This window comes from Rhizobium sp. NLR8a (genome assembly GCF_019685235.1).
Lineage (GTDB): Bacteria > Pseudomonadota > Alphaproteobacteria > Rhizobiales > Rhizobiaceae > Rhizobium.
Genome location: NZ_JABDWI010000007.1, coordinates 49306 through 72653 on the forward strand (window position 1 = coordinate 49306; position 23348 = coordinate 72653).

Below are 23348 nucleotides of genomic sequence, written 5' to 3' on the forward strand. Positions count from 1 at the left end.
GCTGTCTGGCCCAAGGTCACGTAAAGGCGCCGGTCTCTATCAGGGCCGGCGCCTTTACCTTGTCGATCCGACACTGGAAGCAATTGTTTCGTGCCGAACGCACATGGACATAGGCTATGTCGGCTCGTGCCAGCAGTGTCTCGGCATAGGCCGGAATTTGGTCGAAATCGGTCACCGCGCCGGTGCCGTAGACGATGCGATCATTCGTACTGTAGCCGCGGACGATGAAATTGGGGCTCATCGTCAGCATCGGCGGTTGGACCTCCTCGGCGGCGTAGCGTCGGCAGACTTGTTTATGCAGGAAGACCGGCCCGGTTTCGGCATAGGGCTGCAGCGCCGGAAAGGGCCGGTAGGCGAAAACCAGCAGTTCCTCGCCTTCTTCGATATTCTGCAGGCAATGGCGGCAGGGGTTGCCGTCACCGTCTGATATCATCGTCTCGGGCAGGTTGTCATAGGCATCACGGCCACCGTTCCAGAGGGCATCGGCATCGGCGGTCGGCATAGCGGCAAAACGAATGACGGTCATGACAAATCTCCTTTGTGATTGCCATGAAATTGCACCTGGACGAGCGTGCAAACCACCCGTTTCTTGCACGCAGACAGCCCTTGGACGAGCAAATCAAACCTTCAGCTTTTCCGCGCAAGCTCCAGCAGTTCCTTGTCACTCAGCGGCCGCACAATGCCGGTGCCTGTGGACACAGGGGAGAAGCCGTACATCTGATAGAGCTGCAGTGCGCGCGGATGGTCGAGATTATTGGTGGTCGTGGTGACGCGCTTCGGATCGAGCGCCCAGATCGCATAGAGCGCCTGCAGCAGAAACCATTTGCCGATGCCAAGCCCGAGCGCATGTTCGATCAGGCCGAAATGGCTAAGTTCGATCGTCTCCTCGTCCTCGCAGAAATACTCGTAGAATCCAGCCGGCGCGCCATTCACGTAGAGGACGCTGATATTGTTGCGCTTGTCGTTCAGCGTTTCGGTGAGTTGCTCATCGCTCATGCGCAGCCGGTCCACCCATTGCCAGCGCGCCCCCACCTGTCGGTAGAGATAGCGGTAGAAGGGCAGTGGTATGCCTGGCGCACGCATGATCGCCGTCTGGATATTGACGGGCACCGGCATGCTGGCCTTCGGCGCCGCTGTCATTTCAAGACGGGTGATATGAGCTTTGAGCGAAGCGGGCGTCTTTCCCATGGCGGTTCAGGCTTTGACCGGCGTCGGTGGACCGGTGACAACAGGGGTATCGTCACGGCTGCCCCATTCGCTCCATGAACCATCATAAAGCTTATTGTCGTGATGGCCGAGGGATTCCAGCGCCAGCGTGATGATCGCGGCCGTTATTCCCGAGCCGCAGGAGGTGACGACCGGCTTAGAGAGATCAATCCCGGCCTTTTCGATCGTCTGCCTGAGTTCGGGTAGCGACTTGAACCGATCCTGGTTGGCGAAGACACCGGAGGGCAGGCTTCGGGCGCCGGGCATATGGCCGGAGCGCATGCCGGCACGCGGCTCGGGTTCGGTAGCGGCGAAGCGGCCGGCGCTACGGGCGTCGGCGATCTGCATCGCACCGCTCGAGACGATGTCACGCATGGTATCCAGCGTCACGACGCGGCTCTCGTCGAAGTCAGGCGTAAACGTCGTCGGGGCATAGCTGGGGGCCGCTGTTTCGAGCGGACGGCCCTCGGCCTTCCAGCCGTCGAGACCGCCGTCGAGGACGAAGACGTTCTTGGTGCCCATCACCCGGAACAGCCACCAGACGCGGGGCGAGGCAAACACGCCGATACCGTCATAGACGACGATGCGATGATTCTCGCTGATGCCGAGCTTGCCGACTTCGGCGGCGAAGTAATCGGGCGAGGGGATGGTGTGGGGCAAAGACGTCGAGTGGTCGGCGATCTTGTCCTGATCGAAGCGGATGGCCCCGGGAATATGGCCGGCCGCATATTCGGCATCGGCGTCGCGCTTCTGCGCCGGCAGGTAGAAGGAGGCGTCCAGCACGCGCAGATCCGGCTTGCCGAGCTCGGCCTGCAGCCAGTCGGCCGAGACGACGAAACGGCTCTTGCTCTCAGTCATTATGGTCTCCCCTTGTCAGGCTTCTTCGCCGGGCGTGCCGAATCGGATTCGGAAGCGGCGGTTCTCCTTGCCCTTCTTTTCGATCTTGGCGATATGGATCTGACCGACTTCCTGCGTCTCCGAGACATGTGTGCCGCCGCAGGGCTGGCTGTCAATCGAGGAGTTCTCGCCGATACAGACCAGACTGACCCGGCCGAGCCCCATCGGCGGGCGCACGTTCTTTGATTTGACGATGTCTGGGTTGGCCGCAAGCTCGTCGTCGGTAATCCATTGCAAGTAGACCGGATGGTTCTGGCCGACGAGTTCCATCAGCTTGGCCGTGACCTCGTCCTTGTCGATCGTCTCGCTCATGTCGAAGTCGACGCGGCTTTCTTCCTCGCCGACCGCGGCCCCGGTGATCGGATAGGAGCAGATGACCGACAGCAGGTGGCAGGCCGTGTGCATGCGCATCAGCCGGTAGCGGCGCGGCCAGTCGACATGCAGCACCAGCGTCTCGCCAACCTCCGGCCGCGGCTCGTTCTCGAGCGGCACGTGGATGATGACGTCCTTGCCGGCGCCGTGTTTCGTCTGGCCGAGTGCGATCTTGGTGCCGTCGGCGCGTTCAAGCTGGCCAGTGTCACCGGGCTGGCCACCCGAAGTGGCATAAAAGCAGGTCTGGTTGAGCTCGATGCCCCCGTCGTCGTGAACGGCGGTGACGACCGCCTCGCATGTCGAGAGATAGAAGTCGTCACGATAGAGGGCATTGACGGGCATCGGTCTCACACGGGTTCGTAGGGAACGTGTATGTCGGAAGACCGAGCCATCCAGCCCGGAACGGGCAGTCCTTTCGACCTCAGGAAATCCGGATTGAAAAGCTTCGACTGGTAGCGGTTGCCGTAGTCGCAGAGGATTGTCACCACCGTGTGACCGGGGCCGAGGTCCCGGGCGAGATTGACGGCGCCGGCAACATTGATCGCCGTCGAGCCGCCGAGGCACAGGCCCTCGTTTTCGACGAGATCGAAAAGATAGGGAAGTGCTTCGGCATCGGAGACCCGATAGGAAAAGTCCGGCATGAAGCCCTCGAGATTGGCGGTGATGCGGCCCTGGCCGATGCCCTCGGTGATCGATGAACCTTCGGATTTCAGCGTGCCGTTCTTGTAGAATTCGTAGAGAGCGGCGCCATCGGGATCGGCGATGCCGATCTTGACGTCGGCCTTGAAGGCCTTGAGGCCGGCAGCGACACCTGCCAGCGTGCCGCCGGAACCGACGGAGCAGATAAAGCCGTCGATTTTGCCGTCGGTATCCTTCCAGATTTCCGGCGCGGTCGTTTCGACATGCGCCTGCCGGTTGGCGACGTTGTCGAACTGGTTCGCCCAGATCGCGCCGTTCGGTTCGCTCTTTGCCATTTGCTCGGCAAGGCGCCCGGACACTCTCACGTAGTTGTTCGGGTTCTTGTAGGGAACGGCCGGCACTTCGACGAGTTCGGCGCCGAGCAGCTTCAGCGCGTCCTTCTTTTCCTGGCTCTGCGTTTCCGGGATGACGATGACGGTGCGGTAGCCGAGCGCCTTGGCGACCAGCGTCAGCCCGATGCCGGTATTGCCGGCCGTGCCTTCGACGATGACGCCGCCGGGCCGAAGCAGCCCCTTCCGCTCCGCATCGCGGATAATGTAGAGCGCGGCACGGTCCTTCACCGACTGGCCGGGGTTCAGGAACTCCGCCTTGCCGAGAATGGTGCAGCCGGTTGCCGCGGAGGCACCCTTGAGTTTGATCAGCGGCGTGCTGCCGATGGCTTCGAGGACGGAGGGATGGAAGGTCATGGAATCTGCCTCTTTCGAACTCTTACTTTAGGAACGGTCTTTTCCCTTCACAAGGCTGTGTTGGCAAGAAATGCTATTCCATGCCCCTGACGGCCACGATAAAATTTAGCTTTCTTGCCCGAAATGGCCCGCGAGCGCGATCCCACCGTGTCGCGGTGATCCGAAGATTGACTTTCCCCGTACGGATGAGGACAAAGCGACAACGGAACACGGGCAGCGGGGCGTGGCCGAAAACCGAATGGATTACAAGCAGATCGACACGATCGACGCATTGATGGCGCATTATGTCGCCGGCTCCTTGCCCGAGCCGGCACGCGTGCTCGTACACTCCCACCTGGAAATGAAACCTGACAATCGCAACTTGGTGAAGGCACTCGAGCTGCTGGCCGGAGAGGCGCTGGAAAACACGACGGAAGCCGCCATTGCCGACCGCAAGCAGCACCTTGCGGCAATCTTCTCCACCGCTTCTTCCGATTCTGAGCCAGAGGCAGCCAGGAGACCGGCAACTGCGCTGTTTCCCCGTGGGCTGCGCGACCTTGTCGGCTTCGAAGTCGAGGAGGTCGCCTGGCGCAGGCGGCTGCCCGGATTTAAAGAATACTCGCTCAACATGGACGGCTGCGAGGTCCGTCTGATGTGGATTCGCCCTGGACGCGCCTTTCCGGCGCACACGCATAAAGGCGTGGAACTGATCCTCGTTCTCGACGGGGCTTTCAACGATGAGCGCGGCCATTTCGGCCCCGGCGACATCTCGATTGCCGATGAAACTGTCGATCACCGGCCGGTTGCCGAAAGGGACAGGCCTTGCATTGCCTTGGCTGTTTCGGATGGACCGATCCGGCTGACCGGGTCCTTTCGTCAGATGATCGGCGACCTGATCGGCTGAAAGCAGCCACAATGGTGTGATAAAGCCGTAAATCCGGGAGGCGCAAAGAACTTCCGGGCCTGTTTTCGTGCTGGTCAGGCAGAGCCGGAGGAGCATGTCATGCGTGATTTCATCGCCCGTCCCGAACATGGAATCGTCTGGATCTCGGGCGCGAGCTCGGGTATCGGCCGGGCGCTTGCGCTGAAGCTTGCCGGCGAAGGATACAAGGTCGCGGTCACCGCCAGAAGCCACGAAAAGCTGGTCGAGCTGCAGGCCGAAGCCAGCGGCCTTTCCGGCAACATTATCGTCCTCGACGGTGATGTCACCGATGCTGAGGACATGGAACATGTCCTGGCCTCGATCGAATATGAGCATGGCACGCTGGCCATGGCCATCCTCAATGCCGGTATCCATCTGCCTGTTCACGCCGAAGACCTGAACCGCGCCGATTTCGAAATGAGCTTTGCGGTCAATCTTTCCGGCGTCGTCAACTGTCTGTTGCCGACGATCCGCCATATGAAAGCGAAAGGGCAGGGACAGATCGCCATCGTCTCTTCCGCCACAGGCTATGGGGGCCTGCCGACGGGGGCTGCCTATGGCGCCACCAAGGCGGCGTTGATCAACATGGCCGAAAGCCTGAAATTCGATCTCGACAAGATGGGCATCCGCATCCAGCTCATCAGCCCTGGCTTCGTTGACACGCCGTCAGTGGGGAAGAGCGCATTTCCCATGTCAGCGGCGCTGGTGTCGCCCGAGGAGGCTGCCCGCCAGATTGCTGCCGGGCTGAAATCGGAGGCTTTCGAGATCGCTTTCCCCAGGCGCTTCACGACGATGCTGAAGCTGGCGCGTCTGCTGCCTTATGGCGCTTATTTCCCGCTGATGAACCATCTGACTGGCTGGCGGCAGCGGCCACCGCTCGATGATCACCATCCGGTGATGCCGCACCCTGCGGAATGATCAATGGCGCAATAAGACGGGTGGTCGGAACGCGCGGATCAAAAGGTCTGATGCGGAAGAAGTCTTTATTCGCCGCGACATGAAAAGGCCGGCATAAACCGGCCTTTTCCGATGTGGTGGGCTTTTGCGCGACATGTTTCAAAACGGGCGATTGCCTGCTCAGTTGTCGTATTCGCGGCAGGCTTCGCTGATTGATGCGCCGCTCTCACCGCCGCGCGTATCGACACCGGTCCGCTGCTGCGGCATGCCGGCGCATTCCATCGCCTGCGGCGGTCGGATGCTCTGGGTCGTGGTCGGATCGACGGGCGCGACCTGGACAGGGTGCATGCCATTGTCGCTGTTGGTGTAATCGGACGAATAGTTACCCGAACCCGGATCGGTCGAGCCGCCATTTGTCGGTCCGATGGGATCCGGATTCGACTGAGCAAAGGCTGACGATGCCATGCCGATCGCGAGCAGCGAAGCGGCAATAAGGGATTTGGTCATGAGGATATCCTCCTTTGATTTTCATCACGGATGACCTCTGAGTAACCACCTGCAGGAGTCATTGTTCCGATCTTTTTGAAAAACCTGCACGCGGAGTTTGCATCGAGCGCAAACCTTAACGGCCCAAGTTGCTGGAAAGGCTCCAAACCACGCAGCGTCGCTGTCCTGCGCAGGCTTGCAAAACGCAGCGATTTGCCGTTTCATCGGCACCACCACCGTCCGACACTCCTCCTTATCGAGCTACGCCCTTGTACCCGCCGATGCCCCATGGCTTCGAAAAGCCTTATGCCGCCTTCCTCTTCGACATGGACGGCACCATCCTCAATTCGATCCTCGCGGCCGAGCGTGTTTGGAGCGACTGGGCAAGAGGCCATGGGCTCGATGTCGGCGCCTTCTTGCCGAAGATGCATGGATCGCGTGGCATTGACACAATCACCCGGCTTAACCTGCCGGGCGTCGATCCCGAACACGAGGCAAGGCTGGTGACCGAGGCTGAAATTGCCGATGTCGGCGATGTCGTTGCCATTTCCGGTGCCGCGGCGTTCCTCAGTTCGCTGCCGCTGGATCGCTGGGCGATCGTCACCTCTTCGCCCTCGCGTCTTGCCCACCGCCGGATGGAAGCGGCTGGCCTGCCTCTGCCGAAATTCATGGTGACGGCGGAGGATGTGACGGTCGGAAAGCCCGATCCGCAATGTTATATTCTCGGCGCCGAACGCCTCGGCGTCAGCACGCGGGATTGTCTGGTGTTTGAGGATGTTGCAGCTGGCATCAAGGCCGCCGAGGCGGCGGGCGCTGATGTCATGGTCGTTACGGCAACCCATCACCATAAGATGGAGACGCCGCATCCGACCATCTCTTCCTATGACGAGATCGCCGTCCGCATCTCAGCCGACCGTCAAATGCTTGTCGTTCCGAGCGCAACCTGACATCCGACGTCAGCATCCGCGGTTGCGCATTCACTCCGCCGCTGCGGCAAGACAGCGATCGATGATCCTGCCGATTTCGCTGCGGCAGGAGCCGCAATTGGTTCCGGCGCTCGTTTCCTTGCCCACCGCTTCGACGCTATGGCATCCGCCGCGCACCGCGGCAGCGATCTGGTTGACCCCGATACTGAAGCAGGAGCAGACGGTGGCACCGGGATCCGGTCGACCGGCCCCGGGGCGGCCTGCGACCAGCGCAAAGCGTTTCCTGAGGTCGCCATGCACGACGGAGAGTTGCGAGATTGCCCAGTTGCGTGCGACGGCAACCGGTTCGCGAGCGAGAAACAGAGCGGCAAGCAGGATCTCGCCATCGAAGAAGGCGAGCCTCAGGTCGCCGGATTGCCGATCGGCGTAACCCAGGGGTTCGATCTCGGCCGGAATGGCGAAGACCTTCCGGCACCAAGCCGTCCAGTCTTCGACAGCCTCGGTGAAGGCAAGCTCCAGCCGCCAGCCGCCGGCAGCCTTTGCCACCGCCCAATAGGCCGCGGCGGGTGTGTCCGGTTTGATGGCCGAGACCGCGAAACCGTAATGGGTGGCGCGGAAGGGCCGAACGGCAACGGCAACATTCTTCGACGCCGGTTGGCCGGAAAGAGGGTCGGTGATCGGCGCGACCACGGCGTCGATCCGCGCTTTTGCCGCGAACTGGTCGTTCCAGTGCATCGGTGCGAAAACGCCGCCGCGCGCTTGGCGGTCGGCCACCAGCGCCCGCACGATTGCTGTGCCCTGGGGGCTCTCGATTTCGACGAGGCCGGCGCTTGATATGCCGTTCTCGATCGCATCGCGCGGATGGATCTCGGCAAAGGGTTCGGCGATATGGGCGGAAAGCCGCGCGCTCTTTCCGGTTCGTGTCATCGTGTGCCACTGGTCGCGGATGCGGCCGGTGTTCAGGGTGAAGGGAAAATCGGCATTGGTACGATCGGTTGCCGGTGGTTTGACCGCAACGAAGCGCGCCTTGCCATCGGGATGGAAGAAGCCGCCCCCGGCGAAGAAGCGGGTGACGGCGGGAGCCGTCCCTGCCGGCTGCGGCCATTGAAAGGGCGACAGTTCGTCGAAGGCGCCACCGCTGATGTCGGCGTGGACGCCGATATCGAAGTCGCGGCTGCCGTTGTTTTCGAAGGCGGAAAGCGCGGCATGTTCCGCAAAGATTGCCGCCGGCGCGTCAAAGTTGAAGGCGGCGCCGAATCCCATGCGGCGTCCGACCTCCGCAAGCTGCCACCAGTCGGCCCTGGCGTCGCCCGGGACGTCGAGAAACGGCCGCTGCCTGGAAATGCGGCGTTCGGAATTGGTGACGGTACCATTCTTCTCGCCCCAGCCGAGCGAGGGCAAAAGCACATGGGCGTGGCGGGTCGTATCCGTCTCTTTCAGGATGTCCGACACGACGACGAAGGGACAGGCGGCGATCGCGCTTTCGACGCTGTCGGCATCCGGCATCGACACAACAGGATTGGTGGCCATCACCCAGAGCGCCTTGATGCGTCCGTCCGCCACTGCGCGGAACATGTCGACCGCTTTCAAACCGGGCTTTGCGGCAATGACGGGCGAATTCCAGAAGCGTCGCACGCGGTCCCGGTCATCCGCATTCTCGATCGCCATATGGGCCGCAAGCATATTGGCAAGGCCGCCGACCTCACGCCCGCCCATGGCGTTGGGCTGGCCGGTCAGCGAGAACGGCCCCATGCCGGGACGGCCGATGCGGCCGGTCGCGAGGTGGCAGTTGAGGATGGCATTGACCTTGTCGGTGCCGGAGGAGGATTGGTTGACGCCCTGGCTGTAGCAGGTGACAACCTTCTCAGTCGTCTCGAACAGGCGGAAGAACTCCCGGATCTGCATGGCCGGCAGGCCGGTCCGTTCCAGGAGCTCGTTGATATCAAGCGCGGCCGCTGCCGCAAAGGCGTCGCCGAAGCCTTCCGTATGGGCGGCGATATAGTTCTGGTCGATCGCCGGGCTCGTGGCGAGATGCGCAAGCAGTCCCGTGAACAGGGTGACGTCGCCGTCCGGGCGGATTGCGAGATGCAGGTCGGCGATATCGCATGTCATCGTCCGGCGCGGGTCGATGACAACGATGCGCATGTTGGGCCGCACCACCTTTGCGGCAGCGAGCCGCTGGTAGATGACAGGGTGGCACCAGGCGAGGTTGGAGCCGGTCAGGACCACCAGGTCGGCAAGCTCGATATCCTCATAGGTTCCGGGCACCGTATCGGCGCCGAAAGCACGACGATGGCCCGCGACGGACGAGGACATGCAGAGCCTGGAATTGGTGTCGATATTAGCTGAGCCGATGAAGCCCTTCATCAGCTTGTTGGCGATGTAATAATCTTCGGTCAGCAGTTGCCCCGAGACGTAGAAGGCAACCGAATCCGGCCCGTGTTCGGCGACGGTTTCGGAAAAGCGCCGGGCGACGAGATCGAGCGCCTCCTCCCAGCCGCTGCGTTCGCCCGAGATTTCGGGATAGAGAAGCCGGCCGTCGAGATCGATGGTTTCGGCAAGAGCCGAACCCTTTGAGCAGAGCCGGCCGAAATTCGACGGATGCTCGGGATCGCCCTTGACGCTGACCGCGCCAGCCTCGTCGACCGTGGCGACGACGCCGCAGCCGACGCCACAATAGGGACACGTGGTCTTGACCTCTGTCGTCATCTATTCCGCCGCCATCATCAGGCTTTCGAGCGCGATGAAGAGAGCGCCGTCCTCGTTACGGATCGGGATGATCCGCACCGCGCCCTCGTCGGCGCCGAGCGCCTTGCCGGTTTCGAGAGAGATCACCCAGTTGTGCAGAGGGCAGGTGACGGCTTTGGCGTGCACGATCCCTTGCGAGAGCGGACCGCCCTTGTGCGGGCAGTGGTCCTCGATGGCGAAAACCTCATTTTCGGCCGTGCGGAAGACGGCGATCTTGCCCTGCGGCGTCTTCACGCAGCGTGCACCACGCAAGGGGATATCGGAGATGTCACCGATCGGATGCCAGTTTTCATTGGGCCAGGTCATATCAATCTCCTTATTCAGCTGCCTGCGGGTAGCCGATCGTCGCCATCGGCTTGAACTCGTGCTTGTCCTTGCCGGAGACACGCTCCGACCACGGATCGACCTGGGCGAATTTCTGGGAGAAGACGAAGCGGTCGTAATAGGCTTTGCGCTTTTCGGCATCGCCCATGATCTGCCGGCGGATTTCCTCCAGGCCGATACGCTTGGCCCACTTGTAGATGCGCTCGAGGTACCGGGCCTGTTCGCGATACATCTGCGTCAGGGCCACGATATGCTCCAGCGCCTCGTCTTCGGTCTTCACCAGCCCGAGCACCTCGGTGCCCTTGATGTCGAGACCGGCCGCACCGGCGAAGTGGATCTCGAAACCGGAATCCACACAGATCACGCCGATATCCTTGCAGGTTGCTTCCGCGCAGTTGCGCGGGCAGCCGGACACCGCCATTTTCAGCTTGGCCGGCGTCCAGGAGCCCCACATGAACTTCTCGATGCGGATGCCGAGCCCGGTCGAATCCTGGGTGCCGAAACGGCACCAGTCCGATCCCACACAGGTCTTCACGGTACGCAGACCCTTGGCATAGGCCTGGCCCGAGACGAAGCCGGCCTTGCCGAGATCGGCCCAGACGGCGGGTAGATCTTCCTTCTCGATGCCGAGCAGGTCGATGCGCTGGCCGCCCGTCACCTTCACCATCGGGATCTCGAACTTGTCGACGACATCGGCGATAGCGCGCAGCTCGTTCGAATTGGTGACGCCGCCCCACATGCGCGGAACGACGGAATAGGTGCCGTCCTTCTGGATATTGGCGTGGACGCGCTCGTTGATGAAACGCGACTGATAGTCGTCGGCATATTCATCCGGCCAGTCGCAGACGAGGTAATAGTTGAGCGCCGGCCGACATTTGGCGCAGCCGCATGAAGTTTTCCATTCCAGCTCCTGCATGACGGCAGGGATGCTCTTCAGGCCCTTGGCCTTGATCAGCCGGCGAACGTCGTCATGGCCAAGCTCGGTGCAGGTGCACATCGGCTGCACGGCAGCCGGATTGTAGCTGTCGCCGAGCGTCAGCGCCATCAGTTGCTCGACGAGGCCGGTGCAGGAGCCGCACGAGGCGGATGCCTTCGTATGGGCGCGCACATCGTCGAGCGACGTCAGCCCCTTCGACTTGATCGTCGAGGTGATCTTGCCCTTGCATACGCCGTTGCAGCCACAGATTTCCGCGTCATCCGGCAAGGCTGCAACGGCCGCCATAGGGTCCAGCGGCGACCCTCCCTGATAGGCCTGACCGAAGATCAGCGTTTCGCGCATCTCCGAAATGTCGGTCGCCTTCTTCTTCAGGTCGTTGAACCACGCGCCGTCGGCGGTTTCGCCATAGAGCACGGTGCCGATGATCTTGTTGTCCTTCAGGACCAGGCGCTTGTAGACGCCGGCGCTGGCATCGCGCAGCACGATCTCCTCGCGATCGTCGCCGTCGGCAAAATCGCCGAGCGAATAGAGTTCGATGCCGGTGACCTTCAGCTTGGTCGGCGTGTCCGCGTGAACGAAGGCGGGGGACCGATCGCCCGAGAGATGGGCGGCGGCGATACGGGCCATTTCATAGAGCGGCGCGACGAGGCCGTAGACCATGCCGCCCACCTCGGCGCATTCGCCGAGCGCCAGGATATCGCCGTCAGAGGTCTGCATGCCGGCATCGACGACGATGCCGCGGTTGACCGCAAGACCGGCGTCCTTCGCCAGACCGACATTCGGCCGGATGCCGACGGCCATGACGACGAGGGTTGCCGGGATGATGCGGCCGTCATCGAGCTCGATGCCTTCGACCCTGCCGTTGCCGATGATTGCCTTGGTGTTAGCCTTGCAGATCACCTTGATGCCGCGTTCCTCGACCGCCTTCTGCAGGAGATAGCCGGCGGCAGGATCGAGCTGGCGCTCCATCAGCGTCGGCATGACGTGCAGGACGGTGACGTCCATGCCGCGCTGGGCAAGGCCGGCCGCCGCTTCCAGACCGAGCAGGCCGCCGCCGATGACGACGGCCTTTTCGCGCGACTGGGCGGCAAGCAGCATGGCCTGCACGTCGTCGAGATCGCGATAGGTGATGACGCCCGGCAGATCCTTGCCTGGAACCGGGATGATGAAGGGCACCGAACCGGTTGCGATCACCAGCTTGTCGTAGCTTTCGGTGACGCCGTGGTCTGACGTTACGGTCTTGGCTTCGCGATCGATGTTGACGATCTTGTGGCCCTTGTAGAGCATGATGCCGTGCTTGATATACCAGCCGTCACCGTGAATGATGATCTGCTCGTAGTCCTTTTCCCCGGAGAGAACCGGCGACAGCATGATGCGGTCGTAATTGACGCGCGGCTCGGCATTGAAGATCGTCACTTCATAGCGTCCGGGCGCCTGTTCGAAGAGGTGCTCCAGCATGCGCCCGGGCGCCATGCCATTGCCGATGATAACGAGTTTTTCAGTCATATCTACAGTCCTTAGATCAGGTTGCAGCCACGGGCGCGGAGTGCCCCTCGCGCGACAATTGCTTGACGGACAGGTGCATCCAGATGAGCGAGATCGCGACGATCGCGAAAAGCAGCAGGAAACAGCTGGACCAAAGGCCGGTCATATCCTTGAGGAGGCCAAAGGCGATCGGCAGGATGAAGCCGCCGAGCCCGCCCATCATGCCGACGATGCCGCCGACGGCGCCGACGCTGTCGGGGTAGTAGGCCGGAATGTGCTTGTAGACGGCGGCCTTGCCGAGGCTCATGAAGAAGCCGAGCGCGAAGATGACGACGATGAAGATGACCGGAGTGATCGCTGTGGCCGGCAGCGAAAGGATGAGGGTGGCCACAGCCGACACGGCAAACATCGCGTACATGACGCTGCGCGCGCCCTTCTTGTCCGACAGCACGCCGCCGAAGGCGCGGAAGATGCTGCCCGGGATGGAGTAGGCGGCCGCGATCATGCCGGCCGTTTCCAGGTTGAAGCCGTAGACGCCGACGAGATAGCGCGGCAGCCACAAGGAAAGGGCGACGAAGCCGCCGAAGGCGAAGAAATAATAGAGCGAGAAGCGCCAGACCTGAACGTTCTGCAGCGGCGCGAATTCCTCGGCCAGGCTCTTGGAGGCGACGCCGCGGTTGCGGCGCAGCCGGAAGGCCGGGTCATCTGATGTGGTGAACCAGAAGACGATTGCCATCAGCGCCAGGCCGACGGCCCAGATCTCGGCAACCGCCTGCCAGCCCCATGCGAGCAGAACGAAGGGGGCCGCGAATTTGGTGACGGCCGCGCCGACATTGCCGGCGCCGAAGATGCCGAGCGCCGTCCCCTGCTTCTCCGCCGGGAAGAAAGGCGAGACATAGGCGACGCCGACTGCGAAGGAGCCGCCGGCGAGACCGACACCGAGGCCGGCGATCAGCATCTGCGTGTAGGTGTGGGCGTAGGAAAGCAGGAACGTCGCCAATGCGGCGGCAAGCATCGTCAGCGTGTAAACGAGACGGCCGCCGTAACGCCCTGTCCAGATGCCGAGAACGATGCGGACGATCGAACCTGTGAGCACGGGCGTGCCGATCAGCAGGCCGAACTCGGCCTCGTTCAGCCCGAGTTCCTGTTTGATGCGGATGCCGATGATCGCGAAGATCGTCCACACGGCAAAACAGAGGGTGAAGGCCACAGTGGAGATCCACAGTGCTTTGGCTGGTTCGCCGGCTGACATGGGCTGCACTTTCTCAATGGCAGACATAGCTTCTCCGTGGCCCGACAAGGTCGTGCCGATCCATTGCTGGGGGTTAAAACAAAAAAGCCGCTGGTCAGGACGCGCTTGCACGAGGCGCGCGAATATCCTGATCAGCGGCTTTGCTGGCGGCGTCCGCCGTTGGACGCCCAATCATTGGCCTTCCGGCCTATCTACCTCAAAGCAACCCGAATACCGGGTTGCCGAAAATTTGATCGACTACCGTTTGCTTTGCATGTCGCAACGTAGCCCGTGTCTTGATGAGCGCCTGCGTGTGCCCTTGCCCCGATCGTCGTTGATCTGTGCAATACAAGCAATGCAAACCGCGTGCCAATTTTCTACGTGTTGCTCAAGTCTTTGAAATAAAAGCTCTTCGAGGGAGATTTTGGCCTTGCCTGTTTTTCGAGCAGCGGCAGAAGTGCAAATCTTTTGTGCGTTGCGATAGGGCGAGCGCCGATCCGTGCTGGCGTTTTGTGCAGGCAGGTCTGGCATCAGCTTTCGTCGTTGCCGGTGAAGAAGGGCAGGGTACTCCTGACGGCAAAGCCCGCGACATAATCCGGCAGCTCTGCGGGATCGAAGATCCGACCATCCATGAAGCGATCGTTCTCTTCGCCGCCTTCGATGCGAATATCGGCGTCAACAGGCGCGTTGTTGTCGCCTAGAGCTGCGCGATAGAGGTCCGGGCGGTAGGCGGAGGTGGCGGCCCGTGCCTTGTTGAGGCTGGTCTCGGCCTGCCCCCAGCGAATCATCTGGCTGTAAATCCAGAGGGCATGGCTCGGCCTCGGATAGTTGGCGAAACCGGAATGGAACTGGAAATAATCGGGGATGACGCGGCGGTTGCTCCTGGCATCGAGGTTGAATTCGCCGGCGAGAACGCTGCGGATGATGTTTACCGGGGCGGCGATGTAACGGGGATCGGCAAGGGCGGCCGCCAACGCGTCGTGATTGTCCGAGCGGTCGCACCAACGCGCTGCAGCGTCGAGCGCCACGATCAATCGGGAAACGGTTTCGGGATGGCTTTCGGCCCAATCCGGCCGCATGCCGATCACCTTTTCAGGAGCCGAGGGCCAAATATCCTGCTTGGCGGCGACGATACGGCCGAGCCCGCGCTCAGAGGCAACCATATTCCACGGGGCGCCTACACAGAACCCGTCGATCGCACCGGCCGCCAGCGCGTCGGACGTCATCGGCGGCGGCACGACGACGAGCTTGACGTCCTTGTCGGGATCGATGCCGCCCGCCGCCAGCCAGTAACGGAATTCGTAATTATGGGAAGAGAAGGGATAGGTAACGCCGAAGGTCGGCAGCGGCTCTTTGCGTGCCTTCATTGTCGCCAATGTCTTTGCCAAGGCGCAGGCATTGGCGAGCGCGCCTGCCGTTTCCGGCAAGCGGGCGTCCTCGCGCATCCTCTCGAAGAGCCGGGCCGACAGGGTGATGGCATTGCCGCCGCGCCCCAACGAAAAAGGCGTGATCGTCGGCGACGGGTTGGAACCGAGGCCGAGCATTGAAGCGACCGGCATCGGCGAAAGCATATGGGCGATGTCGAACTGGCGAAACGCCAGGCGGTCGCGAACATTCGCCCAGGAAACGTCCTTGACGAGATCGAGGGTCAGGCCTTCTTTCCGTGCAAAACCGAATTCTGTCGCCGCAATCAGCACTGATGCGTCGACAAGCGGAATGAACCCCGCCCGCAGCACCTTCGCGCCTTCGTTGTTCACACGTGCGGGCAAGGGCAGCCCGCCGGAATTGGCGGTCTTCGTCATCATATCCACTCCGGTGTCCTCCGGAAACTCGCAATATCGGCCATTACATCAAAAGCCCCGCGGCGGTGACGACGCTCTGAGCGATCTCCGACATCTTCTTCTTTTCGTTCATTGCCGTCTGGCGCAGCAGGGCGAAGGCCTCTTCCTCGGAGAGGCCGCGCATTTTCATGAGTATGCCCTTGGCGCGCTCGATGAGCTTGCGTTCTTCAAGCGCCGAGCGGGCATCGGCGAGTTCGCGCCGCAGCCGGCTGAAGGCATTGAAGCGGCTGACGGCCATGTCGAGGATCGGCTTGACTCGCTCCTTCTTCAATCCGTCGACGATATAGGCCGAGACGCCGGCGTCGACGGCGGCCTCGATCGACGCCGTATCGGAGCGATCGACAAACATGGCGATCGGGCGGCTGACCGTGCGCGTCAGCTGGAACAGATGTTCCATCATATCGCGGTTGGGATTTTCGATATCGATGATGATCACGTCAGGCATCAGCGTTTCGATCGTTCGCGCGATGCCGTTGACCTCATGCACCACGGTGACGCGCGCATGCCCTGCCTCGCGCAGTCCTTCCTCGATGATGGAGGCGCGTATGGCATTTTCGTCGATCACCAGAATTGTCAGATAGCGATGCGTCATTGGTACAATTTATGACGCGCTGCAGCAATTTTTGCAAGATGTACGCCCGAAAAATGTGCGCAAGAAAACGCTGCACAAATTATAATCATGTTGCGGTGCTTTCGCGCGGAATTAAGGCGTAGCCAAGATCAATCTGCTGCCGTTTGGATGTGACGGAGGAGGTGAGCGCGGTCAGCACCTTTTCAGCGGCCAGTTTTCCGGTTTCGAAGCGGCGGGTCAGGACCGAGGAGAGGGACGGTGCGGCGCAGGCGGCAAATTCGAGATCATGAAATCCCATGATCGCTATGTCGTCCGGCACCCGAATGCCGCGTTTGCGGCACTCCTGCATGGCGCCGAGCGCCAGATTGTCATCCGTGCAGAAGATCGCCTCCGGAACCTCGCCGCCGGCACACGTGATGGCGAAGAGATTGGAGCCGAGCGCGACGGAGCTGTAGCGCGGCTTCTCGGCGATGATCTGCATATTCGGCAAATCGGCCTGCTGCATCGCCGCTCGGTAGCCGTCGAAGCGCGACTGAGCACGGTGATCGAGATTGCCGGTGAGGAACGCGATCCGGCGTAGGCCGCGTTCGATCAGATGTTGCGTGGCGGTCTGCCCGGCTTGTTCCTGCGACATGCCGATATTGAGATCGATCGGATCCGCCGAAAGCTCGAAGGTCTCGACCACGGGAAGATGCGCTTGTGCCAGAAGCTGCCGCGATAGTGGCGTGTGATGAGTACCAGTGATGATGATCGCCTCTACCCCCTGGCCGAGAAGCGCCTTGATGGCGTTTTCCTCCTCGATCTCGGAATAGCGGCTATTGACGACGATTACCTGGAAGCCCGCGGCGACCAGGACGTCGTGCAGCGCAAACAGATATTCCGCGAAGATGACGTTGTAGAGGGTCGGAACAATGACGCCGATCGCATGCGTGCGCGCGGAGGCGAGGCGGCTTGCGGCTATATTGGGGACATAGCCGAGTTCCTTGATGGCGGCGTCGACGCGCAGCCGCAGGGCTGGCGAGACCGCATGAGGCTTGCGTAATACTCTCGAAACAGTAATCGGGCTGACACCCGCGAGATTGGCAACGTCATCAAGGGTTATCCGCCGCATGGAGTTCCGCCGCTCGTTTGAAAAATCAGATTTCATATTCTCTCATGGCAAACAACATTGCCACAACTATAGTTGATAGCGCTAACAAATGCGATTTGACAGCGCTGTCAGCTATGTTAATTTGAAATGTACCGGAAAAATAGGGATGGAATATTTCCGGGCCAAATATGCACATTTAGAAGCATAGAAGAGGCGGCTCAGTTCGCCGGAGGAGGAGAACATTCATGCGTAAGGTGAAGAAAGCAAAACTCGCCCGTATTGCCGCGTTTTCTGCGTCCGCATTTGCCTTGCTCTGTGGCGCGGCCAGCGCGGAGCCAAAGGTCGTATCCGGTCCCGCCGCCGACCCCGGATGCATGGTGCCCTGGGCAGCGGACACACAGTTCCTGCAGTATCCGAAGAAGGACGGCCCCTATCGTATCGCGCTGGCGAACGGCTATATCGCCAATACTTGGCGTATCCAGATGGTGCAGACGGCCAAGGCCTATGCCGCTCAACCGGATGTCGCGGCCAAGCTCAAGGAATTCAAGGTTGTTTCGACCGGCGAGGACGTGCCGGCACAGATCTCCGCGATCAACAACTTCATCGATGCCGGTTATGACGCCATCGTGGTGAACGCTCAAAATCCCACCGCCTTCGGCCCGGTGATCAAGCGCGCCAAACAGGCCGGTGTGATCCTCGTTGCCTTCGACAACATTCTTGACACCAAGGACGCGATCAACGTCAACGTCGATCAGAAGGGGCTCGGCGTCATCTGGGCAGACTGGCTGATCAAGCATCTGCCGAATGGCGGCAAGGTGCTGGAAGTGCGCGGCGTCGCCGGCACTTCGGTGGACACGGATCGTCACAATGGCATCCATGAGACCCTGGACGCCTCCGGCAAGAAATTCACCGTGACCGAAGTGGTCGGAAAATGGGATGACGGCGTTGCTCAGAAGGCGGCGGCCGATGCCATCGCCACCAACGGCCCGTTCGACGGTATCACTGCCCAGGGCGGTGATACCGGCGTCGTGCAGGCGATGATCGATGCCAAACATCCCTTTGTTCCTTTCGGCGGTGAGACGGAAAACGGTTTCCGCAAATTCTGCGCCGCCCATGCCGCCGACGGCTTGAAATGTTCGTCCGCCGGCACGGGACCGGCCCAGGTCGCCGTCGCCATCAAGACCGCGATCGCGGCACTTGAGGGCCAGGTCGTGCCACAGGCGATCAAGCTGCCGACAGCGCTGGTTTCTGACCCGGATTTCAAGGATGGTCAGGATTATTATCCAACTCAATCCGACAACTTCTTCGTCGGCAATTCCTTCCCGACCTGCGGCATCAATTTTACCGCCCAGGAAATCATGGGGCAGACCAAAGAGAACCAATAGCAGCCTTCCTCGGATATGATTGCGGGTGTTCGCACCCGCAATCTGGCCACGACAGAGCGAACGGAGGCTGGACGCATGACTTTGTCCGAACCGATTTTCCGCATGGAAGGCATATCGAAGCGTTATGGCGGAGCCGTCGCGCTTAAGGATGCCCATATCGCCATTCGGCCAGGGGCGATTCATGCCGTCCTTGGCGAGAACGGCGCCGGCAAGTCCACACTGATCAAGATCATGGCGGGCGTCGTGGCGCCGGACGAAGGACACATGCTGCTTGATGGCAAGGAGGTCACCTTTGCCTCGCCGGCGGCCGCCAACGCCGCGGGCATCGTGTGCGTTTTCCAAGAGCTTTCGCTCATTCCCGATCTCTCTGTCGCCGATAACATCGTCATCAGCCATCCGCCACAGAGGTTCGGCATGATAGACCGGCACAAGCAGCGCAAGATAGCCGAGGAAGCGCTGGCTCGCGCCGGCGCGTCCGATATCCATCCTTCAGTATTGGTCAAAGAGCTACCCTTGTCTCGACGGCAAATGGTGGAGATTGCCAAGGCACTTGCCCGCGAGCCGCGACTGATGATCCTCGATGAGGCTACGTCGGCGCTGACGCAGGCGGATGTCGAAAAGGTCTTCGCCGTACTGAAGCGCCTGCGCGCCGAAGGGATGGCGCTTATCTACATCTCTCACCGCATGCACGAAATCGCCCAGCTGGCCGATGACTGCACGGTGTTCCGCAACGGCCGCAGCATCGAATCCTACCCGGCGGGCACCAAGAGCGATCAGCAGGTAGTCGAACTGATGATCGGCCGTGAATACACCAATGTCTTCCCGCCGAAGCCCGCGCATCGACCGGAGAAAAAACCGATCCTTTCCTGCCGCGATCTTTCCTGGGGCGATCGGCTCTCCGGCATCACTTTCGACATCAGGCCCGGCGAGATCGTCGGCCTCGGCGGGCTGGACGGCCAGGGGCAGCGCGATTTGCTGCTGGCCTTCTTCGGCGTGCTGCGTGACCTGAAAGGGGAGATCGCGATCGACGGCATGCCGGTCAGACTGAAGAGTCCCCGTCATGCCAAGTCTGGCGGCATATCCATGGCGTTGATCCCCGAGGACAGGAAGACCGAAGGGTTGATGCTGCCAATGACCGTGCGCGAGAACCTCTCGATTGCAGCCCTCGACCGCGTTTCGCGTAATGGCGTCATTGATCGGACGGCAGAGCGTCGCGAAATCGACGAACTGTTCAAGCTTCTGGCAATCAAGGCTGCGACGATCGACATGCCCGTTGCAGGCCTCTCAGGCGGCAACCAGCAGAAGGTGGTCATCGCCAAATGGCTGATGAACCGGCCGCGCATCATCCTGCTCAACGATCCGACGCGCGGCATAGACGTCGGCACCAAGCAGGAAATCTATCTGCTGCTGCGCAAGCTTGCGGATGCCGGAGCGGCCATCATCTTCTACTCCACCGACTATGACGAACTGATCGGATGCTGCGACCGGGTACTCGTCATGTATGATGGAAGCATTGTCCGCGAGCTTGAAGGCGCCGATATCAACGAACATGAGTTGATCGGCGCCGCGCTCAATATCGGCGGCGACCACGCACAACAAAGGACAGCGCCATGACAAGACTGGCTTTCGGCGAACGACGGTTTTGGTATGCGCAACAGAAGGGGACGTTGTTTGCCGCACTGCTCTTCATCGCCATGTTCGCCCTCTACGTTTCGAACCACCCGGCGGGTTTCACCCCCAATGTCGTGCAGACGGCATCGAACAAGGCGACGCTGCTTGCCTTTGTAGCGATGGCCCAGTGCCTGGTCGTCATCACCGCCGGCATTGACCTTTCGGCCGGCATGGTTTTGGTCCTCTGCAATTGCATTGCCTCCTGGCTGGTCGTCGGAACGCCGCTGGAGACGGCGGCGGGCGTCGTCGTGGTGCTGTTTGCCGGACTCGGCTGCGGCATGCTGAACGGGCTCATCATTATCTTCGGCCGGCTGCAGCCGATTGTCACGACGATTGCGACCAGCGCGATTTTCTACGGCTTGGCGCTATTGCTGCGGCCGACTCCCGGAGGCTCGGTCAACGAGGATCTGGCCGATGCGTTCACCTCGAAGCTTTTCGGGATCGTTCCGGCAAGCCTCACCGTCCTTCTCGCAGTCATCATCGTCATCTGGATACCGTTCAGCCGCTCGACGATAGGCAGGGCAGCCTATGCCGTCGGGTCGGCCGAGAATGCCGCCTTCATGTCGGCGATGCCGGTCAAGCGGGCAAAACTTGCCGCCTATGCCTTGGCCGGGCTCCTTTCGGCGATCGGCGGACTCTATCTCACCTTCTTCTCCTATACCGGCGAAGCGGCCCTGGCGAGCGGCAACGCCTACACACTCTATTCGATCGCGGCGGTGGTGCTCGGCGGCGTTTCCCTCGCTGGCGGCAAGGGAAGTGCCGTCGGCGCCGTCTTCGGAGCCTTGGCATTCCGCACGATCGGCGACCTGCTGTTCGTCTTCGATTTCGATCCGCTTTGGCAGCCCCTTTTCCAGGGCGTCGTGTTGATGCTGGCGATCAGTATCGGCTGCGTCGGCCTTTCGAGGGTCCGCAATCGGCTGGAGTGGTTTCAATGAGCGAGGAAACTACTTTGCGGCAGCTTCGAATGCCTGCACGGCTGCGCGGCGTCGATCCGGCGGTCGCCACCGCTTTCGGATGCATCATCCTGCTGCTGCTCGCTGGCTCAATTTATTCGCGGAATTTCCTGTCGCCCGATTATCTTCTGCAGCAGTTGAAGGTGGCCTCCTTCCTCGGTGTCATCGCCACCGGCATGATGGCGGTTATCCTGCTCGGCCAAATCGACCTTTCTGTCCCGTGGGTCGTGACCACAGGCGCGATGATGGCCTGCGCCGCGACGGCTTACGGAACGACGGGTTCGATCCTGGCAATCCCCTTCGGCATTTTCTGCGGATGCGCGATCGGCCTCGTCAATGGCGTGGCGGTCGCTTACCTCCGAATTCCCTCGATGATCATCACTTTGGCCACCAACGCTGTCGCGCAAGGGCTGATGGTCGTTTACACCGGCGGCTTCTCTCCCCAGGATTCGGCCTCGCCGGCCATGCGATTTCTCGCGGCCGGATATACCGTTCCCGGGCTACCGAATGGCGTTCTCGTCTGGTTCCTGATCGGCCTGCTTGCGGTCTTCCTGCTGACGCGCACGACCTTCGGCCGATCGCTTTATGCCATCGGAAACCGTGAGCGCGCCGCCTATCTGTCCGGCATCGACACACGCCGCATTACGCTTCTTGCCTTCGTCATGTCAGGGGGGCTCAGCGCGCTCGGGGGCGTGTTGCTGGCGGGTTACGCGTCGAAGGCGTCGCAATCCATGGGCGACGCCTATCTGCTGCCCTCGATTGCCGCCGTCGTCCTCGGCGGCACTCACGTGCTCGGCGGCAAAGGGTCCTATCTCGGGACAGTTGCCGGCGTCATCCTGATTACGCTGCTGCAGTCGATCCTTTCTGTAATGCAGATCGAGGAAGCAGGCCGCCAACTCATTTATGGCGCTGTCATCATCAGCATGCTCCTGCTTTACGGCCGCCAGCGGCCGATCTGACGGGCAGGTCCGGACTGCAGACCTCGCCGATCCGGCGCTGCTACGGCTTCGGTTCTCCAGCGACCGATAGAAAGACGATCGGTCTTGTTCTCGCGACAGGGCCGGAAAAATAATACCGGGCGCCAGCCGCAAATCGGAAGAGAATGCCTTCGGTTCTCGTGGTATATGGCTTAAGGAAATGCGACGAAGATCTTGGGATGGGACGGTTTTCTGTCCGCAGCTGCTGCGATCCGTAAATTGCGGTCGACGAAACCTCCGGCAGCCAGCGTCAGTGACCGCCATTTGAGATAACGAAACCCGACAACGGCTTTGGAGGGCCGACCATGAGCTTACGTATCAACGACATCGCTCCCGATTTCACCGCCGACACGACACAGGGACCGATCAGCTTCCATGATTGGATCGGCAACGGCTGGGCCGTGCTGTTCTCGCACCCGAAGAATTTCACGCCTGTCTGCACGACGGAGCTCGGCGCCATGGCCGGCCTCGCTGACGAGTTTTCCAAGCGCGGCGTCAAGATCATCGGCATCTCCGTCGATCCGGTAGAAAGCCATGCCAAGTGGAAAGGTGATATCAAGACCGCAACCGGCTTCGACGTCGATTATCCCCTGATCGGCGATAAGGACCTGAAGGTCGCCAAACTCTATGACATGCTGCCGGCCGGCGCCGGCGACAGCTCCGAAGGCCGCACGCCTGCCGACAACGCGACGGTGCGTTCGGTCTTCGTCATCGGCCCGGATAAGAAGATCAAGCTGATCCTGACCTATCCGATGACGACGGGCCGCAATTTCAACGAGATCCTGCGCGCCATCGACTCCATCCAGCTGACGGCCAAGCACCAGGTGGCGACGCCGGCGAACTGGAATCAGGGCGAAGATGTCATCATCACCGCCGCCGTTTCCAACGACGACGCGATCGCGCGTTTCGGCTCCTTCGATACGGTTCTGCCCTATCTCAGGAAGACGAAGCAGCCATCGGCCTGAAACGGCTTTCAAATCCGTTCCCGGAGCCGCCGCGGCCATTGCCGGCGGCTTTTTCATGCCCGCATTGCGAAATGGGGAAGCTTCGCGCCTTGATCGATGT

The 23348-nt window shown here is 61.2% G+C and carries 21 protein-coding genes; 8 read left to right on the forward strand and 13 right to left on the reverse strand.

Translation table 11 applies throughout. The features are described from left to right. Positions 1-16 precede the first annotated feature (16 nt). The 5 genes from HJC04_RS14475 to HJC04_RS14495 all read right to left on the reverse strand — a co-directional run bounded on the left by HJC04_RS14475 (position 17) and on the right by HJC04_RS14495 (position 3860). Positions 17-526, reverse strand: a complete 510-nt coding sequence (locus tag HJC04_RS14475; RefSeq protein ID WP_210628172.1) for a DUF1203 domain-containing protein — start codon at positions 524-526, stop codon at positions 17-19. Between the two features lie 101 nt (positions 527-627). After that, complete coding sequence (locus HJC04_RS14480; protein ID WP_210628171.1) at positions 628-1188, reverse strand: GNAT family N-acetyltransferase; 561 nt, start codon at positions 1186-1188, stop codon at positions 628-630. A 6-nt stretch (positions 1189-1194) separates the two neighbouring features. Continuing rightward, entirely contained in the window at positions 1195-2064 is an 870-nt protein-coding gene (gene sseA / locus HJC04_RS14485) for a 3-mercaptopyruvate sulfurtransferase (RefSeq protein WP_221146523.1), read from the reverse strand. 15 nt (positions 2065-2079) lie between these two features. After that, positions 2080-2817, reverse strand: a complete 738-nt coding sequence (locus HJC04_RS14490) for an alanyl-tRNA editing protein (RefSeq protein WP_138396748.1) — start codon at positions 2815-2817, stop codon at positions 2080-2082. 5 nt (positions 2818-2822) lie between these two features. Continuing rightward, entirely contained in the window at positions 2823-3860 is a 1038-nt protein-coding gene (locus HJC04_RS14495; protein WP_210628169.1) for a cysteine synthase A, read from the reverse strand. Between the two features lie 238 nt (positions 3861-4098). Here HJC04_RS14495 and HJC04_RS14500 point away from each other — a divergent pair, with 238 nt between their 5' ends. Both HJC04_RS14500 and HJC04_RS14505 read left to right on the forward strand, forming a co-directional pair. Continuing rightward, on the forward strand, positions 4099-4743 hold the full coding sequence (locus HJC04_RS14500; protein ID WP_221122769.1) for a ChrR family anti-sigma-E factor: 645 nt from the start codon (positions 4099-4101) through the stop codon (positions 4741-4743). Positions 4744-4842: 99 nt separating this feature from the next. Continuing rightward, positions 4843-5679 (forward strand): SDR family oxidoreductase, encoded by an 837-nt coding sequence (locus HJC04_RS14505; RefSeq protein WP_221122770.1) that lies wholly within the window; start codon positions 4843-4845, stop codon positions 5677-5679. Positions 5680-5838: 159 nt separating this feature from the next. Here HJC04_RS14505 and HJC04_RS14510 read toward each other — a convergent pair whose 3' ends face one another. After that, positions 5839-6165: a hypothetical protein gene (locus HJC04_RS14510; protein ID WP_221146524.1), complete on the reverse strand. Its 327-nt coding sequence runs from the start codon at positions 6163-6165 to the stop codon at positions 5839-5841. Between the two features lie 260 nt (positions 6166-6425). Between HJC04_RS14510 and HJC04_RS14515 the strand changes: the two genes are divergently transcribed. Then, the gene (locus HJC04_RS14515) at positions 6426-7091 is read left to right on the forward strand and encodes an HAD-IA family hydrolase (RefSeq protein WP_405047658.1); all 666 of its coding nucleotides are present in this window, start codon (positions 6426-6428) and stop codon (positions 7089-7091) included. A 30-nt stretch (positions 7092-7121) separates the two neighbouring features. Here the strand turns inward: HJC04_RS14515 and HJC04_RS14520 are convergent, their stop codons facing one another. The 7 genes from HJC04_RS14520 to HJC04_RS14550 all read right to left on the reverse strand — a co-directional run bounded on the left by HJC04_RS14520 (position 7122) and on the right by HJC04_RS14550 (position 17318). Beyond that, on the reverse strand, positions 7122-9779 hold the full coding sequence (locus HJC04_RS14520; protein WP_221146525.1) for a nitrate reductase: 2658 nt from the start codon (positions 9777-9779) through the stop codon (positions 7122-7124). Next, positions 9780-10124 carry a nitrite reductase small subunit NirD gene (gene nirD / locus HJC04_RS14525; RefSeq protein ID WP_210628163.1) on the reverse strand — a complete coding sequence of 115 codons (345 nt, stop codon included), beginning with the start codon at positions 10122-10124 and terminating at the stop codon, positions 9780-9782. It abuts the gene before it with no gap. A gap of 10 nt (positions 10125-10134) precedes the next feature. Continuing rightward, the gene (gene nirB, locus HJC04_RS14530) at positions 10135-12585 is read right to left on the reverse strand and encodes a nitrite reductase large subunit NirB (protein ID WP_210628162.1); all 2451 of its coding nucleotides are present in this window, start codon (positions 12583-12585) and stop codon (positions 10135-10137) included. A 16-nt stretch (positions 12586-12601) separates the two neighbouring features. Next, a complete protein-coding gene (locus HJC04_RS14535; RefSeq protein ID WP_210628161.1) occupies positions 12602-13843 on the reverse strand; it encodes a nitrate/nitrite transporter in 1242 nt (413 codons plus the stop codon). A 482-nt stretch (positions 13844-14325) separates the two neighbouring features. After that, positions 14326-15606, reverse strand: a complete 1281-nt coding sequence (locus HJC04_RS14540; protein WP_221146526.1) for a CmpA/NrtA family ABC transporter substrate-binding protein — start codon at positions 15604-15606, stop codon at positions 14326-14328. A gap of 34 nt (positions 15607-15640) precedes the next feature. After that, a complete protein-coding gene (locus HJC04_RS14545; protein WP_221146527.1) occupies positions 15641-16228 on the reverse strand; it encodes an ANTAR domain-containing response regulator in 588 nt (195 codons plus the stop codon). 85 nt (positions 16229-16313) lie between these two features. Then, positions 16314-17318: a LacI family DNA-binding transcriptional regulator gene (locus tag HJC04_RS14550; protein ID WP_221146528.1), complete on the reverse strand. Its 1005-nt coding sequence runs from the start codon at positions 17316-17318 to the stop codon at positions 16314-16316. Positions 17319-17542: 224 nt separating this feature from the next. Between HJC04_RS14550 and HJC04_RS14555 the strand changes: the two genes are divergently transcribed. From HJC04_RS14555 to HJC04_RS14575, 5 genes are all read left to right on the forward strand, one after another. Then, positions 17543-18682, forward strand: a complete 1140-nt coding sequence (locus HJC04_RS14555) for a sugar ABC transporter substrate-binding protein (RefSeq protein WP_210628158.1) — start codon at positions 17543-17545, stop codon at positions 18680-18682. A 75-nt stretch (positions 18683-18757) separates the two neighbouring features. Then, the gene (locus HJC04_RS14560) at positions 18758-20296 is read left to right on the forward strand and encodes a sugar ABC transporter ATP-binding protein (protein ID WP_221122775.1); all 1539 of its coding nucleotides are present in this window, start codon (positions 18758-18760) and stop codon (positions 20294-20296) included. Then, a complete protein-coding gene (locus HJC04_RS14565; protein ID WP_210628156.1) occupies positions 20293-21288 on the forward strand; it encodes an ABC transporter permease in 996 nt (331 codons plus the stop codon). The genes HJC04_RS14560 and HJC04_RS14565 overlap by 4 nt, the downstream gene beginning before the upstream one ends. Further along, the gene (locus HJC04_RS14570) at positions 21285-22265 is read left to right on the forward strand and encodes an ABC transporter permease (protein ID WP_210628155.1); all 981 of its coding nucleotides are present in this window, start codon (positions 21285-21287) and stop codon (positions 22263-22265) included. The genes HJC04_RS14565 and HJC04_RS14570 overlap by 4 nt, the downstream gene beginning before the upstream one ends. Before the next feature lie 323 nt (positions 22266-22588). Continuing rightward, a complete protein-coding gene (locus HJC04_RS14575) occupies positions 22589-23248 on the forward strand; it encodes a peroxiredoxin (RefSeq protein ID WP_221122776.1) in 660 nt (219 codons plus the stop codon). Positions 23249-23348 lie beyond the last annotated feature (100 nt).

Coding starts and splice junctions, on each gene's coding strand:
- HJC04_RS14475 (WP_210628172.1), bottom strand. CDS start 526: ATGACCGTCATTCGTTTTGCCGCTATGCCGACCGCCGATGCCGATGCC.
- HJC04_RS14480 (WP_210628171.1), bottom strand. CDS start 1,188: ATGGGAAAGACGCCCGCTTCGCTCAAAGCTCATATCACCCGTCTTGAA.
- sseA (WP_221146523.1), bottom strand. CDS start 2,064: ATGACTGAGAGCAAGAGCCGTTTCGTCGTCTCGGCCGACTGGCTGCAG.
- HJC04_RS14490 (WP_138396748.1), bottom strand. CDS start 2,817: ATGCCCGTCAATGCCCTCTATCGTGACGACTTCTATCTCTCGACATGC.
- HJC04_RS14495 (WP_210628169.1), bottom strand. CDS start 3,860: ATGACCTTCCATCCCTCCGTCCTCGAAGCCATCGGCAGCACGCCGCTG.
- HJC04_RS14500 (WP_221122769.1), top strand. CDS start 4,099: ATGGATTACAAGCAGATCGACACGATCGACGCATTGATGGCGCATTAT.
- HJC04_RS14505 (WP_221122770.1), top strand. CDS start 4,843: ATGCGTGATTTCATCGCCCGTCCCGAACATGGAATCGTCTGGATCTCG.
- HJC04_RS14510 (WP_221146524.1), bottom strand. CDS start 6,165: ATGACCAAATCCCTTATTGCCGCTTCGCTGCTCGCGATCGGCATGGCA.
- HJC04_RS14515 (WP_405047658.1), top strand. CDS start 6,426: ATGCCCCATGGCTTCGAAAAGCCTTATGCCGCCTTCCTCTTCGACATG.
- HJC04_RS14520 (WP_221146525.1), bottom strand. CDS start 9,779: ATGACGACAGAGGTCAAGACCACGTGTCCCTATTGTGGCGTCGGCTGC.
- nirD (WP_210628163.1), bottom strand. CDS start 10,124: ATGACCTGGCCCAATGAAAACTGGCATCCGATCGGTGACATCTCCGAT.
- nirB (WP_210628162.1), bottom strand. CDS start 12,585: ATGACTGAAAAACTCGTTATCATCGGCAATGGCATGGCGCCCGGGCGC.
- HJC04_RS14535 (WP_210628161.1), bottom strand. CDS start 13,843: ATGTCTGCCATTGAGAAAGTGCAGCCCATGTCAGCCGGCGAACCAGCC.
- HJC04_RS14545 (WP_221146527.1), bottom strand. CDS start 16,228: ATGACGCATCGCTATCTGACAATTCTGGTGATCGACGAAAATGCCATA.
- HJC04_RS14550 (WP_221146528.1), bottom strand. CDS start 17,318: ATGCGGCGGATAACCCTTGATGACGTTGCCAATCTCGCGGGTGTCAGC.
- HJC04_RS14555 (WP_210628158.1), top strand. CDS start 17,543: ATGCGTAAGGTGAAGAAAGCAAAACTCGCCCGTATTGCCGCGTTTTCT.
- HJC04_RS14560 (WP_221122775.1), top strand. CDS start 18,758: ATGACTTTGTCCGAACCGATTTTCCGCATGGAAGGCATATCGAAGCGT.
- HJC04_RS14565 (WP_210628156.1), top strand. CDS start 20,293: ATGACAAGACTGGCTTTCGGCGAACGACGGTTTTGGTATGCGCAACAG.
- HJC04_RS14570 (WP_210628155.1), top strand. CDS start 21,285: ATGAGCGAGGAAACTACTTTGCGGCAGCTTCGAATGCCTGCACGGCTG.
- HJC04_RS14575 (WP_221122776.1), top strand. CDS start 22,589: ATGAGCTTACGTATCAACGACATCGCTCCCGATTTCACCGCCGACACG.